General features: G+C 70.9%; 10 protein-coding genes, 1 pseudogene and 1 riboswitch. Of the genes and pseudogenes, 7 read left to right on the top strand and 4 right to left on the bottom strand.

The window, feature by feature from the left end:
* Positions 1 to 19: 19 nt before the first annotated feature.
* The 4 genes from ACFYPA_RS21055 (at position 20) to ACFYPA_RS21040 (ending at position 4,004) form a co-directional block, all read left to right on the top strand.
* A complete protein-coding gene (locus tag ACFYPA_RS21055; protein ID WP_389133474.1) occupies positions 20 to 853 on the top strand; it encodes an ABC transporter ATP-binding protein in 834 nt (277 codons plus the stop codon).
* Between the two features lie 296 nt (positions 854 to 1,149).
* Positions 1,150 to 1,335: riboswitch (cyclic di-AMP (ydaO/yuaA leader) on the top strand.
* Between the two features lie 5 nt (positions 1,336 to 1,340).
* Entirely contained in the window at positions 1,341 to 2,222 is an 882-nt protein-coding gene (locus tag ACFYPA_RS21050) for a transglycosylase SLT domain-containing protein (RefSeq protein ID WP_359320579.1), read from the top strand.
* A gap of 226 nt (positions 2,223 to 2,448) precedes the next feature.
* Positions 2,449 to 3,528, top strand: coding sequence for a dihydrodipicolinate reductase (locus ACFYPA_RS21045; protein WP_389133470.1), 1,080 nt, complete (start codon positions 2,449 to 2,451; stop codon positions 3,526 to 3,528).
* Positions 3,525 to 4,004, top strand: coding sequence for a carboxymuconolactone decarboxylase family protein (locus ACFYPA_RS21040; RefSeq protein WP_359086856.1), 480 nt, complete (start codon positions 3,525 to 3,527; stop codon positions 4,002 to 4,004). The genes ACFYPA_RS21045 and ACFYPA_RS21040 overlap by 4 nt, the downstream gene beginning before the upstream one ends.
* Positions 4,005 to 4,099: 95 nt before the next feature.
* Here the strand turns inward: ACFYPA_RS21040 and ACFYPA_RS21035 are convergent, their stop codons facing one another.
* Positions 4,100 to 5,743 (bottom strand): GMC oxidoreductase, encoded by a 1,644-nt coding sequence (locus tag ACFYPA_RS21035; RefSeq protein WP_359086854.1) that lies wholly within the window; start codon positions 5,741 to 5,743, stop codon positions 4,100 to 4,102.
* Between the two features lie 197 nt (positions 5,744 to 5,940).
* On the opposite strand from ACFYPA_RS21035, the gene ACFYPA_RS21030 reads away from it, so the two are divergent.
* Entirely contained in the window at positions 5,941 to 6,129 is a 189-nt protein-coding gene (locus tag ACFYPA_RS21030; protein WP_359086852.1) for an antitoxin, read from the top strand.
* Between the two features lie 166 nt (positions 6,130 to 6,295).
* On the opposite strand, the gene ACFYPA_RS21025 is transcribed toward ACFYPA_RS21030, so the two are convergent.
* Positions 6,296 to 6,466 carry a hypothetical protein gene (locus ACFYPA_RS21025; protein WP_359356060.1) on the bottom strand — a complete coding sequence of 57 codons (171 nt, stop codon included), beginning with the start codon at positions 6,464 to 6,466 and terminating at the stop codon, positions 6,296 to 6,298.
* Between the two features lie 79 nt (positions 6,467 to 6,545).
* On the opposite strand from ACFYPA_RS21025, the gene ACFYPA_RS21020 reads away from it, so the two are divergent.
* The gene (locus tag ACFYPA_RS21020; RefSeq protein WP_359086848.1) at positions 6,546 to 9,122 is read left to right on the top strand and encodes a SpoIIE family protein phosphatase; all 2,577 of its coding nucleotides are present in this window, start codon (positions 6,546 to 6,548) and stop codon (positions 9,120 to 9,122) included.
* Positions 9,123 to 9,177: 55 nt separating this feature from the next.
* On the opposite strand, the gene ACFYPA_RS21015 is transcribed toward ACFYPA_RS21020, so the two are convergent.
* Positions 9,178 to 10,503 (bottom strand): geranylgeranyl reductase family protein, encoded by a 1,326-nt coding sequence (locus ACFYPA_RS21015; protein ID WP_389133465.1) that lies wholly within the window; start codon positions 10,501 to 10,503, stop codon positions 9,178 to 9,180.
* 625 nt (positions 10,504 to 11,128) lie between these two features.
* Between ACFYPA_RS21015 and ACFYPA_RS21010 the strand changes: the two genes are divergently transcribed.
* Entirely contained in the window at positions 11,129 to 13,720 is a 2,592-nt protein-coding gene (locus ACFYPA_RS21010; RefSeq protein WP_389133814.1) for a SpoIIE family protein phosphatase, read from the top strand.
* Positions 13,721 to 13,790: 70 nt separating this feature from the next.
* On the opposite strand, the pseudogene ACFYPA_RS21005 reads toward ACFYPA_RS21010, so the two are convergent.
* A pseudogene (locus ACFYPA_RS21005) lies at positions 13,791 to 15,029 on the bottom strand (coagulation factor 5/8 type domain-containing protein); the annotation flags it as partial.

Genomic DNA, 15,029 nt, shown 5'->3' with positions numbered 1-15,029 from the left:
CCGAGAAAGCGAGCCGCACATGACCGAGAACCCGACCGGTACGAAGGCGGGCCTCGAAGTCCGTGGCCTGCACGCCGGATACCCCGGCCGTCCCGTCGTCGAGAACGTCGACCTCACCGTCCCCGCCGGGCAGGTGGTCGCGATCGTCGGCCCCAACGGCTGCGGGAAGTCGACCCTGCTGCGGACCGTCGCCCGGCTCCACCGCCCCGAGTCCGGCACGGTCCTGATCGGCGGCACGGACATCTGGGAGACCGGCCGGCGCAGGGCCGCCCACCATGTCGCCCTGCTGCCCCAGTCGCCGCGCGCCCCCGAGGCGGTCACCGTCGCCGGTCTGGTGCGCTACGGCCGCAGCCCGCACCAGGGGCTGCTGCGCCAGTGGTCGCGCGAGGACGAGCAGGCGGTACGCGAGGCGCTCGCCGCCACCGGCACCACCGCACTGGCGGGGGAGCGCCTCGACCGGTTGTCCGGCGGTCAGCGCCAGCGCTGCTGGCTCGCGATGGTGCTGGCCCAGCAGACCCCGGTCGTCCTGCTGGACGAACCGACCAGCGCCCTCGACCTCGGGCATGCCGTCGAGGTCCTGGAGCTCGTGCGCGAGGTCGCGGCCACCGGCCGCACCGTCGTCATGGTCCAGCACGACCTCGCCGCCGCCGCCCGGTACGCCGACCTGCTCGTCGCCATGAAGGCCGGCCGCGTCATCGCCCGCGGCGCCCCTCGCGAGACGGTCGACGAGGCCCTGGTGAAGGAGCTGTACGCGCTCGACGCGGACATCCTGTCCGCCCCGGGCGACGGTTCTCCGGTCGTGGTGGCGCGCAGCCGTGCCGCCGTCACCACGCAGCCTTCAGCCGTTTCGTAATGTCCAAATAGAGTAATTTGTCGCATTAATTACAAGCGCAGGACGAGGGCTGCGCTCCTTCGGGTCACGCGTCCTTGAAACCGTCAAAACGCCCCTTTCGGACACAGTGGCCAGCGTCACGTTTCCCGGCCCGGACGCGGAACCGGAAGGGCCGGTTCCCAGATGTCCCAAGAAAGTCGGCCCGCGCCGATGTGACCGGTGTCGCACATTTCCTTTGATTGATCTTGCGCGTCAATTGTGATCACGAATTCCGGGCTTGTTTCGCTCTGCCTTTCTCGCTTACGGTCACCGTCAATCCGGATGGAACGCCGAATCCTGCCGCCGTCCGGTAACCCGACACCACTCACGTACGGCAGGAGCGGGGGACCCAGGTTTGCCGCCGGTCCGGAAATCCGGAGCGGCTAGGGGTGAAGTCGCCATGTGCGACCGGACATCTCCAGTCCGAACCCGACAGCTCACCTCGCAGGCGGCGGAGAGGAAAAGCGCCATGCCCATCAAGGGTCACCACCGTCGTTTCAAGTCCAGCACCCTGACGCGCGGTTTCATCGCCGTGAGCGCGGGCGGAGCCGTTCTCGCGCTCCCCCTGCTGACTGCCGGATCGGCTTCCGCCGCCCCGGTCAAGTCGGTCGTCGCGGAAAAGACCGCAGCGCCGACTTCCGTGGCCGGCAAGGAAATTGCCGCACAGAAGGCCGAGTCCACCACCTATTCCGTGGTCTCCGGCGATTCGCTTTCCAAGATCGCCCGGGGGCATTCCCTCAGTGGCGGCTGGGAGCAGCTGTACAAGGACAACCGGAACGTGGTCGGCGGCAACCCCGACCTGATTCACCCGGGCCTGAAGCTGACCATCGGCGCCAAGTCCACGGCCGCCGCCCCCAAGGCCGCGACCAAGAGCGAATTCAAGGCGGAGAACACGTCCGGCAGCGCCTCGCAGCCGTCGGCAGACCGGGCCGAGAGCACCGACCGCGCCGACCGCTCCCAGCGGACGACCGTGACGCCCGTCGCGGAGGAGACCGCCTCGACCGCCCCCGCGCAGACCGCGACGGCGTACACCGACGACCTCGACGGCTGGATCAAGGAGTCGCTCGCCGTCATGGCCGAGCACGGCATCCCCGGCAGCTACGACAGCATCCACCGCAACATCCTGCGCGAGTCCTCGGGCAACCCGCAGATCGTCAACAACTGGGACTCGAACGCCGTCGCGGGCACCCCGTCCATGGGGCTCCTCCAGGTCATCCAGCCCACGTTCGACGCCTTCCACGTGCCCGGCACCTCGCTGGACATCCTGGACCCCGTCGCCAACATCACCGCCGCGTGCAACTACGCCGCCGCCACGTACGGCTCGATCGACAACGTCTTCGGGGCGTACTGACCCCACCGCGGTCCCGCCGCGCGGGGAGCCGTGAACAGGGGTGGAAGGGAGCTGACCCGCTCCCTTCCACCCCTGTTGTCATGCCACGCGGGCCCTGCCCCGCACGGGCCGGCTCCTCCCGGTCCCGGACCCGCGTACTGCGGACGCGAGGTCATCGCCGGCCCACTCCCAACCCGGTGCGCGATGGCACTATGAACCTTTCATCCCGCGCGCTACCCTCCGCCGCATGATTTCCACGGTGGTCTGGGGTACCGGCAATGTCGGCCGCGCGGCCATCCGCGCGGTCGAGGCCCATCCGGCCCTGAAACTCGCGCACGTACTCGTCCACGACCCCGCGAAAGTGGGCCGCGACGCGGGCGCCCTCGCCGGGCTGGACCGCGATCTGGGCGTCACCGCGACCGACGACGTCGACGCGGTGCTCGCCACCGCCCCGCGCGCCGTCGTGTACGCGGCCTCCGGCGACATCCGCCCCGATGAGGCCCTGGCCGACATCACCAGGGCCGTGGCAGGGGGCGCCGTCGTCGTCACCCCCGCCCTGTACGCGCTCTACGACCAGCGGAGCGCCCCGGCCGAGCTGCGCGAACCGGTGCTCGCCGCCGTCACCGGTGGCGGCGGCTCGCTCTTCGTCTCCGGCGTCGACCCCGGCTGGGGCAACGACGTCCTGCCCCTGCTCATCAGCGGACTCGGCACCACGATCGACGCGATCCGCTGCCAGGAGATCTTCGACTACTCCACGTACGACCAGCCCGATTCGGTCCGCCACCTCATCGGCATGGGGCACCCCATGGAGTACGAACCCCTCATGCTCGCGGCCTCCGTCCCGACCATGGTGTGGGGTGGGCAGATACGCCTGATGGCCCGGGCCCTGGGCGTGGAGCTGGACGACATCCGCGAGACCATGTCCCGCCGGGCGCTCGAGACGACCGTCACCACCAGGACGATGGGCGCGTTCGAGGCCGGCACCCAGGGCGCGGTCCGCTTCGAGGTCCAGGGCATCGTCGAGGGCGAGCCCCGCATCGTCATCGAGCACATCACCCGTATCCATCCGTTGTGTGCCCCGGACTGGCCGTCGCCGCCCGACGGCGCCGGTGCCCACCGGGTGATCATCGAGGGGCGCCCACGCATCGAGGTCACCGTCGAGGCCACCGACGAGGGCGAGAACCGCTCGGCGGGCGGCAACGCCACCGCGGTCGGCCGGCTGGTGAACGCCATCGACTGGCTGGTGGAGGCGGAACCCGGACTCTACGACGCGCTCGACGTCCCCCTGCGCCCCGCAGCCGGCCGACTCGGAAGGAAGCAGTCATGATCATCGACATCCCCGAGGGCCAGGAGCCGATCGGCTACGTATGGGGCGACATGGTCCCCGGCATCGGCATGGCCGCCGCCGGCTTCTCGCTGTCGGTGTACGAGCACACGACGCTCGGGCTCCGCGAGTTCGAGGCGGCCAGGCTGCGCATCGCGCAGATCAACGGCTGTCTCTTCTGCCTGGACTGGCGCACCGAACGCGACGGTCACAAGGTCGAGGAGGAGTTCGCCGCGGCGGTGAGCGACTGGCGCACCACCGGCGCCTTCGACGACCGGACCCGGCTGGCGGCCGAGTACGCCGAGCGGTACGCCCTGGACCACCACGGCCTGGACGACGCGTTCTGGGCCCGGATGACCGCGCACTACAGCCAGCACGAGATCGTCGAGCTGAGCATGAGCATCGGCTCCTGGCTGGCGTTCGGCCGGCTCAACCACGTGCTGGGACTCGACGCCGTGTGCGTGCTGCCGGGGCACTGAACGCGCCGCCCGACGGGGCCCGGTCGCTGCGCGCGTCCAGTAGGAGGCCTGCCCGCCGCCTCCTACTGGAAGGTTCGCTCCTTCGGCCAGCGCCGTCACAGGTCGGTGGCGATGATCTTCTCGATGTTCCGTTCGGCGAGGGCCGTGATGGTGACGAACGGATTGACGCTGGTGTTGCCGGGGATCAGCGAGCCGTCGATGACGTACAGGCCCGTATAGCCGTGAAGACGGCCGTAGTTGTCGGTGGCCCTGTCGAGGACCGCGCCGCCGAGCGGGTGGTAGGTGAGGTGGTCCCCCCAGATCTTGTGGACACCGAACAGGTCGGTCCGGTAGATCGTCCCCTCCTTGGCGTTGATCTTGTCGAAGATCGTTTTCGCCATGTCGATGGAGGGCTGCTTCCAGGCCGTCTGCCAGTCCAGGTCGACCTTGCCCGTGGCGGCGTTCCAGGAGAACCGTGCGCGGTGCGGGTTCTTCGTGATCGACAGGTAGAACGAGGCGAAGGTCTCGATCCCGGTCGGCAGTGGTGCGACTTCGGCGAAAGCACCCCCGGCGTCCCAGTTGTCGATGCCCCCGCACGGGATGCTCGACTGGACCGCGCCGGTCGGGTCCCACAGGTGGTTGGCGCGGCCGCACATGACGTTGCCGTTGTCGCCCCAGCCCCTGCCGACCTCGTCGCTCAGACCGGGCAGCGCGCCCGTGGCCTTCAGCCGGGTCAGCAGCTTGCTGGTGCCGACGCTGCCCGCGGCGAAGAACACCTTGTCCGCGGTGACGGTCTTGGCGGCCACGACGCTCCCGTCGGTGCGGAGTTCGTCGATGGCGACCGTATAGCCGCCGCCCGGCGCGGGGGCGACGGACGTCACCTGGTGCAACGCCGAGACGGTGATGTTGCCCGTCGCCGCGGCCTGGGCGAGGTAGGTCTTCTGCAGCGACTTCTTGCCGTAGTTGTTGCCGTAGAGGATCTCACCGGCCAATGCCGACTTGGGTACGGTGCCGGCCGCCTCCTTCTCCATGTAGTCCCAGTCGTACACGTCGGGCACGAAGACGAACGGGAAGCCGGAGCGCTGGGCGTGCTTGCGACCGACGCGGGCGTACTGATAGCAGTCCACGCTGTCGAACCACGCCGGGTCGACCGTGCCGACCCCGAGGCCGGCGTTGGCGCGCGGGTAGTAGGTGCGGTACATCTCGTCCGCGTCCACCGACGGGAGGACGGCACCGAAGTTCTCACGCCTGGGCGTGACCGCCATACCGCCATTGACCAGGGATCCGCCGCCGACGCCGCGCCCCTGGTACACCGTGATGCCGCTGAAGTCCTCGGCGTCCAGGATGCCGGTGTAGCGGGGGATCGCCCGGTCGATGGGGAAGCCGAGGAAGTTGCTGAGGGGCTGCTTGCTCTTCGTGCGGAGCCAGTACGAACGGCCGTCGGGCTTGGTCGTGTTCGCGAAGATCTTGCCGTCCGCCCCGGGAGTGTCCCAGGCCATCCCCATCTCGACGAGATGGACGTGGACACCCGCGCGGGCGAGGCGCAGGGCGGCGACCGAGCCTCCGTAGCCGGTGCCGATCACCAGGACGGGGACATGGTCCCCACTGCCGATCACGGCGGCCGCCGCGGAGGTCCGGGCCTGAGCGGCCGTGGCGCGACCGGCGAGGGCTGAGGCTCCCAGAATGAAACCTGTTCTCGCCATGAATCCGCGACGCGAGACACCGCTCGATCCCTTGTGGGGTAAGCTCGAATCCGTCATGTGACGTTCCTCACTCTCTGATCGAATGGGAACGAGTTCTACTGGCGCTCGCGTGAGAAGTCACTACATACCTCTGGGTAATTTCCCCGAGCCCCCGGCCGTTCGTCGTCGGTAGCGGGGCCGCCCTCGTCCCGGGGTGCGGCGCCGGGGTATCGCATGGATGCTGGGATGGTCAGCGTTCCATGAGGAGGAAAGTCATGAGCATGCTCGACAAGATCAAGGACCTGATCAAGGGGCATCCCGACCAGGCCCGCAAGGGAGTCGAGAAGGGTGGCGACGTCGTCGACAAGAGGACGGGCGACAAGTACAGCGGCCAGGTCGATTCCGCCCAGCAGAAGCTCAGTGACCAGTTCGGTGACCGCCGTCCGCCCACCGGCGAACGGTAGGGCGCCGCACCCTCCGCAGGGCCTCCGCCCGTTCGGGTGCGGGCCCTGCGCCGCGCCGTGGAGGCGCCGGGATGCCGCATGACGCGGGAGCGGCGGCCACCCTGTTCACGGTGGCCGCCGCTCCCGCGTCATGTCGTCGTGCGGTGGCGCCCGGGTAGCCGGAAGCTCAGTTGTGACCGAACTTCCGCTCGCGCTTGTGGGACACCTGCTCGGAGATCGCCTTCACCGCATCGGGTGCGGACGCCGCGCTCGTCTGCTCCTTGGACTCCGTGGCCGTGGACTGCTCATGGCCTCCGGAGCGGGCGCCGCGGTTGTGCCGGCTCTGCTTCTTGCCCATGATCGTGCCTCCTCGCGGACGTCGGACGATGGGCCGCCTTCAGAGTTGCACACAAGCACGAAGGGTGCATTTCGGTCGGATGCGTCGAACGCTCGAAGTGCGCGGCACAGCGCCGGGGGAGCATGCTGACTGTGTGACCTGGTACGGCGCGGTCCGGCGCAAGCCGCTCAGTGAGGGTGGCAGTGTGTCCGGGAGACTCAGGAACGGCCGGGCGCCGGACGAACTGTCGCTGGTGCTCTCCCAGGCTGTCGTGAGTGCGATCGAATCCGCCGGCGGACAGGCCGGCGGCGTCTACCTGACCTCCGCCACCCCGGGGCTCCTGCGGCTCGCGGTGCTGGCCGGACTCCCGGGACCGCTGTTCCGCCCCTGGTGGCGGATGCATGTGAACCGGCCGTTCCCGGTCGCCGAGGCGTTCCGCTCGGGCCGGGCCGTGTACCTGGCCGACGCGGAGGAGGCGATGCGCCGCTTCCCCCAGCTGATGGCGGGACTGCCGTTCCCCTTCGGCTCGCTGTATGTGCCGGTCGTCAGCAACGGCAAGCCGGTCGGCGTGCTGGTCGTGCTGCGCGCGGCGACCCCCGGAAAGCCGGTGGAGAGCACGGACCGGCGCCGGCTGCGGACCGTCGCCGAAGGACTCGGTGCTTCGCTGGGCCGCCTGGAGTCCCCGGGGACGGTGCTGGAATGGGACGAGGAGCCACTCCCCGTCCAGCTGCCGGCGGGCAGCTCGCCGCCGGTACGCATCGGCCGCTTCGACTGGAACCTCGACAGCGGAACCGTCGGCGCGGACGACGAACTGTGCGCCATCCTCGGAACCGGACGGAGCCGGTTCCCCGGCACCATCGACGCACTGGCCGCGCGGCTGGCCCCGGAGGACGTGTACGGGCTGTGGGCCCTGGCCCGGCAGGCGGCGGACTCGGGCGGGCCCGTCGTCCGCAGGATGCGCCTGCGCGGTCCCGACGGGCGCTCGCACCTGCTGGAGGTCTCGGGCCGCCGGAACAGCGGTGCGGACCACGGCGCCGCGACCCATCTGACGGGTTTCCTCGTCGACCTCGGTATCGGCCCGGTCGTCGCCGAGGCGGCCGACCGGCTGCCGCGCGGCATCTTCTCCCTCGACCGCTTCGCCCGGATCACCTACATCAACCACCTGGCCGAGGAGATCCTCGGCCGGCCCCGGTCGGAGCTGGTCGGGCGGGTGCTCTGGGAAGCCGTGCCCTGGTTCGCGAACCCGGCCTACGAGGACCACTACCGCGCCGCGATGCTCTCCGACGCCCCGGTCCACTTTCTCGCCAGGCGCCCCTCTCCGCCCTGGCTGTCCGTCTCCCTGTACCCCGGCCACGACGGCCTGACCGTGGTGCTCGACCCCGAGGAACAGCCGGCCTACGCGCCCGGGTCCGTCGTCTCACCCGGGCTGGGGCTCGGCTCCCCGGCCGACCGTTCCGCCGCGCTCTACCGGCCGGTCGCCCTGGCCATCGCCCTCACCGAGGCCGTCACCGCCCGCCAGGTGTCCGCGGTGGTCACCGAGGAACTGCTCCCCGCCTTCGGTGGCCGCCAGCTCGCGATCTACCTGCTGAAGGAGGGCCACCTCTACCTGGAGTGGGAGACCGGCTTCCCGCACGGCTTCCTGAACCGCTTCGACGGCGTCGCCCTGGACGCCCGCATCCCCGGCGTCGAGACGCTGACCACCGGGCGCCCCATCTTCTTCGAGTCCATGCAGCGGCTGGCCGCCGCGTACCCCGGAATCCCCATGGATACCGACGTCGGCGCGCGGGCCTTCCTCCCCCTGATCGCCTCCGGACGGCACGTCGGTTCCTGCATCCTCGGCTTCGACCAGCCGCGCGGCTTCAGCCCGGAGGAGCGTACGGTCCTGACGGCCCTGGCCGGCCTCATCGCGCAGGCACTGCAACGAGCCCAGCGGTACGACGCCGAGGCAGCCCTGGCCCGCGGACTGCAGGACGTCCTGCTTCCCCACGGGCTGCCCGTCGTCGTCAACGGTGTGGACACCGCGGGCCGTTACCTCCCCGGCACCCAGGGCATGGACGTCGGCGGCGACTGGTACGACGTCATCGAGACCGGCGAGAAGCTGGCCCTCGTCATCGGGGACGTACAGGGCCACGGCGTCCAGGCCGCCGCCACCATGGGGCAGCTGCGCAGCGCGTTGCGTGCCTTCGCGCTCAGCGGACACGATCCGCAGGAGGTGATGAGCGGCACCAACCGGCTGCTCATCGATCTCGACCCCGGCCAGTTCGCCAGCTGCTGCTACATCGTCCTGGACCCGGCCACCGGCGTCACACGGGCCGTGCGGGCCGGTCATCCGCAGCCCGTGCTGCGCCGGCCCGACGGCACGGCCGAGGTCATGGACCTGCCCGGCGGCATCGTGCTCGGCATCGACGCCGAAGCGACCTACCCCGTCACCGAACTGCACCTGGCCCCGGGCGCCCTGCTCGCGCTGTACACCGACGGCATGGTCGAGGAGTCGGGAACGGACATCGACGTCGGCATCGAGCGGCTGCGCAGGACGATCGCCGGTTTCACCGCGGCCGCCACCCTGGCCGAAACGGCGGATCATGTGATCGGTCGTGCCAGGCAGGCTGCGGACCGCCCCGACGACATCGCCCTGCTCCTCGCCGCCCGATGGCCCGACGCGTCCGGTACTCCTTAGCCGGTGCCCGCGACGCCCCGCGCTCCCTGGCGGGCCCCGTCACCGGGAGGGCGGCTCAGCGCCTGCGCGCGGCCGGGGCGGGGACGAGACGCACCGCGGTGTTCAGGACGTGGTCGATCACATCGCGCGAGGGCTTGTCCGTGAGGTTGGTGAGCAGGCGGGCCAGGGTGTTGAGGAGGAACGGGGAGTTCATCACGTAGCGGTTGAGCACGGGCTGGAACCCCGACCGGCTGAAGACCAGGTCGGCGGCCGTGTTGCCGAGCCGGTAGTAGCTGCCCCAGCGACGGTTCATCTCGACCGGGTAGTGGTGGAGCGCCCTCTCACGCCTCGGACCGGACGGCAGGGCCAGCGCGAGTGCGGCCGTCTCGGCCGCGACCTCCCCGGCCTCCATCGCCTGGCCGATGCCCTCACCGTTCCACGGGCTGATCATCCCTCCCGAGTCCCCGACCAGGAGGAGGCCCCGGGTGTACAGCGGATGCCGGTTGAAGCCCAGCGGCAGCGCGGCGCTGCGTACGGGCCCCTCGGCGTTCTCCTCGCGCAGCCCCCACGCCTCGGGCGTCCGGGCCAGCCACCGGTCCAGGGTGGCCCGCAGGTCGGCCTTGCCGTGGCGGCGGTGGGGGATGGCGCCGAGACCCACGTTGACGCGGCCGTCACCCATCGGGAAGATCCAGCCGTACCCCGGCAGATAGCGGTCGCTCCGGGGGTACCGGAGGTCGGCCCAGAGCTCGAGGAACTCCTCACGGGAACGCTCGGGACTGCGGTAGTAGCGGCGGGCCGCCGTGGCGATCTGCCGTTTCGCGTCCCGCTGCAGCCCCATCGCGAGCGCGAGCCGCGCCGAGGCGCCGTCAGCGGCGATGACGACCGGCGCCCGGTGCACCACCGGATCTCCCGCCCCCAGGACGGCCCTGACCCCGGTGATCCGGCCCGCCCGGTCGGTCACGGGCTCCGTCACCTTCACGCCGGTGCGCAGCCGGGCCCCGGCAGCCACCGCGTGGCGGGCCAGGATGTCGTCGAAGTCGTGCCGGCTGCGCGTGAGACCGAAGTCCGGGTAGCCGCCCAGCGCGGGCCAGTCGATCTGCACCTGCCGCTTGCCGGCCACCCAGCGCATCCCACGCGAGCGCGTCCAGCCGGGGGCGCTGATGTCGACGCCCATCCGGATGAGCTGGTGCACCGCGCGCGGGGTGAGGCCGTCCCCGCACACCTTCTCCCGGGGGAACACGGACTTCTCCAGCAGCAGCACGTCGACGCCCGCCCTGGCGAGGTGGAACGCGGCGGACGAGCCGGCCGGCCCCGCACCCACCACGATCACCTGCGCCTCCTCGGACGCGTCGGCGGCGGAGCGTTCGTCCGGGGTGGACTGGTCTGCGTGCGCTTCCCGCATGGGAACCCTTTCCTGGGACGGCCGGCGCCGCCCGCGGACGGCGACCCTGTACACCGACATCCTGCCGGTTCGCGCTGCTGCGCGGCAGGCTGATCAACGCCTCGGAGTACACGGGGAGACGGGCAGGCGGCCCTCCGAACCTCGCTCCGAACGCGCCTCGGGGCCGCACGGCGTGCGGCCCCGAGGGCAACGGATGAGTGGCGCGGGAGTCAGTACGGCAGTGGGCGCCCGGACGGCGTGCGCAGATCGAGCGGCGGCGGCCGGGACGGAAGCTGGGGACGTCGGACGATCCTGATGCGGCCCACTGACACCACCTCCTGTCGTTAACCCGTCATATGCCCTGGCGGTGCTCCGTTCACACGTCCGGCGCCCATGAACGCCGCCGGGCCCCGAAAGGGCGGCCACGGCGAATCGTGTTAAACCTGAAGATGTGGGTGGTACAGGTCGGTTCCGGACGCGGTTTCGCCACTCCGCCCGGCAGCCGCATCGGCACGATCACGATGACGGACGCCCGGGCGGTGACGAGTCGGCGCCCTCCGGCCCCAGCCGGGGGCTGTCCTCGCGGGGCCGCCGGCTGCGCGCCCTCTTCAGCCCCCACACGGTGGCCGGCCAGGTCTTCTTCCTCATGCTCGGGATCGTGACGCTGCTCGTCGCCACGGCCGTCGTCGCCCTGGTGGTCCAGGGCAGGCACGACAGCAAGAACGTGGCCCGGGCCAGGTCGCTGAGCGTCGCCGAGACCTTCGCCCACGCGCCCGGCATCGCCGCCGCCCTGGACAGCAAGGACCCGACCGCCCTGCTGCAGCCACGGGCCGAGGAGATCCGGCGGAGCACCGGCGTGGAATACGTCGTGGTGGCCGGGACCAATGGCATCCGCTACACCCACCCCGACATCGCATTGATCGGGAAGCGCATCCTCGGCCCGTACAAGGAGGCGCTGGAGGGCGAGGCCAGTACGCGGACCATCACCGCCAGCCGCGGCCTCGCCATCAACTCCGTGGTGCCCGTGCAACGGCCCGACGGCACGGTCGCCGGCCTGGTCTCCGTCGGCATCAAGGTCGACACCGTGAACAGGCTCGCCTATCCGAGCATCCCGCTCGCCATCGGCGCCGCCGTGGTCGCACTCGCCCTCACGGCGGGCGGTGCGGCCCTGGTGAGCCGTCGCCTGGGCCGCCAGACGCGAGGCCTCGGACCTGCCGAGATGACCCGAATGTACGAGCACCACGACGCGGTGCTGCATTCGGTCCGCGAGGGCGTCCTCATCATCGGCGCCGACGGCCGGCTGGCACTGGCCAACGACGAGGCCCGCCGGCTCCTGGAGCTGCCCGCCGACGCCGAGGGCCGCGCCGTGACGGAGCTGGGACTGGAGCCCCGAATCGCGGAGCTGCTCGCCTCCGGGCGGGTGGCCACGGACGAGGTGAGGCCCGCCGGGAAGCGGCTCCTGGCCGTCAACCTCCGCCCCACGGACGAGCGCGGCGGACCGCCCGGTACCGTCGCCACCCTGCGTGACACCACCGAACTCCAGGCCGTCACCGGCCGTGCCGAGACCGTACGCGAACGCTTGCTGCTCCTGTACCGGGCGGGAGCACGCATCGGCACGACCCTCGACGTCACCACGACCGCGCGGGAGCTGGCGGAGGTCGCCGCGCCCGGGTTCGCCGACTGCGTGACGGTCGACCTCGCCGACTCGGTACTGCGCGGGGAGGAGCCGGAGCCGCCGGCGGGTGAGGTGATGGACATGCGGCGCACCGCCGCGGGCGGCGTCGGCCCGGATCATCCGCTCTACCCACTGGGCCAGGTCATCGGCTTCGTGCCGACCAGCGCCGAAGGCATCGGCAGCAGCGGCGGCCACACCTGGGTGGTGCCCGATCTGGCCGCGTCCGAGCAGTGGCGCCTGCCCGACCCCGAACAGGCCGCACGCATCCTGGAGTACGGATTCCACTCGCTGCTCTCCGTGCCCCTGCACGCCCGCGGGGTCATCCTCGGCATGGCCAACTTCTGGCGCGCCCGGAACCAGGCTCCGTTCGACGCCGAGGACCTGTCCTTCGCAGAGGAACTGGTGGCACGGGCCGCGGTCAGCGTCGACAACGCCCGGCGCTACACCCGGGAGCACGAGATGGCCGTGACCCTGCAGCGCAGCCTGCTCCCGAGCGGGCTACCCGAACAGAACGCCCTGGACGTCGCCTACCGGTACCTGCCGGCGCAGGCGGGCGTGGGCGGGGACTGGTTCGACGTGATCCCGCTGTCCGGCGCCCGGGTCGCACTCGTCGTCGGCGACGTGGTCGGACACGGTCTGCACGCCGCGGCCACCATGGGCCGGCTGCGCACCACGGTGCACAACTTCTCCACGCTGGACCTGCCGCCGGACGAACTCCTCGGCCACCTCGATGAACTCGTCGCCAGGATGGACCAGGACGAGGAGGCCGGCGGCGGGGCGATCACCGGGGCCACCTGTCTGTACGCGATCTACGACGCGGTCTCCGGGCGCTGCTCGGTGGCCCGGGCCGGCCACCCCGGACCCGCCCTCGTCCTGCCCGACGGGACCGTGGAATTCCCCGAGATCCCGGCCGGTCTGCCGCTCGGCATCGGGGGCATGCCCTTCGAGGCGACCGAGCTCCACGTGCCGGAGGGCAGCCGTCTGGTGCTGTACACGGACGGTCTGGTCGAGCGCCGCGACCGGGACATCGACGACGGCCTGGAGGAACTGCGCAACGCCCTGGCCGGCCGCGACCGCTCACCGGAGGAGACCTGCGAGGACGTGCTGGAGGCCATGCTGCCCAACCGCCCGGGCGACGACGTAGCGCTGCTCGTGGCCCGCACCCGCACCCTGGATCCGGCCCGCCGCGTCCAGTGGGACGTCGCGCCCGACCCCGCGGCCGTCGCCGGCGTCCGCAAGGAGGCCACCCGGTGGCTCACCGACCAGGGCCTGGACGAGGAGGGGTTCGTCACCGAACTGATCCTGAGCGAACTCGTCACCAACGCGATCCGGTACGGCTCCGAGCCGATCAGCGTGCGGCTGCTGTACGACCGGGCCCTGATCTGCGAGGTGTCGGACTGCAGCAGCACCTCCCCGCACCTGCGCTACGCCGCGACGACGGACGAGGGCGGGCGAGGCCTGTTCCTGGTCGCCCAGTTCGCCGAGCGCTGGGGCACCCGCTACACCGAGCGAGGCAAGGTCATTTGGTCCGAACAGACGCTCGGCGGGCCGCCGTCCGCGTAGAGGTGCGCCGACGGGGCCCGGCAGTGACTGCCGGGCCCCTCGGTGCAACCGGGTCACCTCGGACGTGGTGTCAGGGGAACGACACCACGTTCGACGGGACGGTGGATGTGCCGGACGTGGGTGAGCCGGTGTTGTTGATGACGTGTTCGTACTGGCCCTGGCCGCCGAGGGAGACGACGAGCAGGTCGTGGAACTTGACTCCGGGTTTCACGGGGGCCTGGAAGCCGTGGTCCTGGCGGATGGTCGGGTCGACGTTGAAGTAGCAGTAGCTGCCGAGTCCCCAGCCTTCGTGGGTGGTGACGGAGTCGTCGACCTTGTAGGCCGCGTATCCCTTGGTGCTGCCGTTCTGGATGGCGGCCTGGTTCGGTGCGTCGTACGCCTTCTCGTTCTGGAAGAAGATCGTCCTGCCCCTCTCCCCGGACCAGCGGACGTCGTACTTGTTGAAGTGTTCGACGAACAGGCCGGTCGCCAGCACGTCGTCGCCGTTGACCTGGAGGCCGTAGTCGGCCCGGTTGGTCTCCCAGCCGACGCCCTCGCCGTGGTCGGCGCGCCACAGCCAGGTGTGGTCGATGATCGTGTCGTCGTTGTTGATGACCATGCCGGTGGTGGCCTTGCCGGCGCCCGCGCCACCGACCCGGATGAACACGTCCTGCACGGTGGTCGGGTTCGCCGCGTGGTCGGCCGAGGCGCCGTCGGGGCCGACCTGGACCAGGACCTGCGAGTTCTGCGGACCGGCGTCGACGAGCAGTCCGGCGAGCTTCACGCCGTCCACGTCGCCGACCTTGATGGCCGTGACTCCGTTGTCCGGGATGATCGTGGCGAGGCCGAGTCCCAGGACGACCGTGTTGGCGCGGTCGATGTTGATCGTCTGGTTCACGTGGTAGACGCCGGGCGTGAACAGCAGGTGCAGGCCCTGCTGCACGGCCGCGTTGATGGTGGCCGCGGTGGCGCCGGGCTTGACCACGTAGAACTGGCTGAGCGGGATGGACTCGCCCTGTGGTGTGCCGTTCCATGAGACGCCGCGGGCGTTGGTGCGCTTGGCGGGGACGAAGACCTTGTAGTCGTTGCCGTCGAGGTAGAGGAAGGGCTTCTCGCGGGAGACCGGGGTGGTGTCCAAGGTGGTGTAGGGGGGGTTGGGGAAGCTCTGGGCGGGGGCGCCCTCGACGCCGGAGAACGTCATGTTCCAGACGCCGTTGCCCCAGCCGCCGATCGAGCTGTCGCGGGTGTACCACTGCTGTTGCGAGTACGGGCCGACCTGGCCGTCGATCTTGCTGTCGGCGATGTATCCGCCGCTCGCCCAGCCGTAGCC

It is taken from the genome of Streptomyces sp. NPDC005775 (assembly GCF_042871565.1).
GTDB lineage: Bacteria > Actinomycetota > Actinomycetes > Streptomycetales > Streptomycetaceae > Streptomyces.
The sequence above is the reverse complement of the archived record's forward strand: the minus strand, read 5'-3'. Positions and strand labels throughout refer to the sequence as shown.

Bases quoted from the DNA above. Each gene is read 5' to 3' on its own strand.
- ACFYPA_RS21055 (WP_389133474.1), top strand. From the start codon at position 20: ATGACCGAGAACCCGACCGGTACGAAGGCGGGCCTCGAAGTCCGTGGC.
- ACFYPA_RS21050 (WP_359320579.1), top strand. From the start codon at position 1,341: ATGCCCATCAAGGGTCACCACCGTCGTTTCAAGTCCAGCACCCTGACG.
- ACFYPA_RS21045 (WP_389133470.1), top strand. From the start codon at position 2,449: ATGATTTCCACGGTGGTCTGGGGTACCGGCAATGTCGGCCGCGCGGCC.
- ACFYPA_RS21040 (WP_359086856.1), top strand. From the start codon at position 3,525: ATGATCATCGACATCCCCGAGGGCCAGGAGCCGATCGGCTACGTATGG.
- ACFYPA_RS21035 (WP_359086854.1), bottom strand. From the start codon at position 5,743: ATGACGGATTCGAGCTTACCCCACAAGGGATCGAGCGGTGTCTCGCGT.
- ACFYPA_RS21030 (WP_359086852.1), top strand. From the start codon at position 5,941: ATGAGCATGCTCGACAAGATCAAGGACCTGATCAAGGGGCATCCCGAC.
- ACFYPA_RS21025 (WP_359356060.1), bottom strand. From the start codon at position 6,466: ATGGGCAAGAAGCAGAGCCGGCACAACCGCGGCGCCCGCTCCGGAGGC.
- ACFYPA_RS21020 (WP_359086848.1), top strand. From the start codon at position 6,546: ATGCGTCGAACGCTCGAAGTGCGCGGCACAGCGCCGGGGGAGCATGCT.
- ACFYPA_RS21015 (WP_389133465.1), bottom strand. From the start codon at position 10,503: ATGCGGGAAGCGCACGCAGACCAGTCCACCCCGGACGAACGCTCCGCC.
- ACFYPA_RS21010 (WP_389133814.1), top strand. From the start codon at position 11,129: ATGCTCGGGATCGTGACGCTGCTCGTCGCCACGGCCGTCGTCGCCCTG.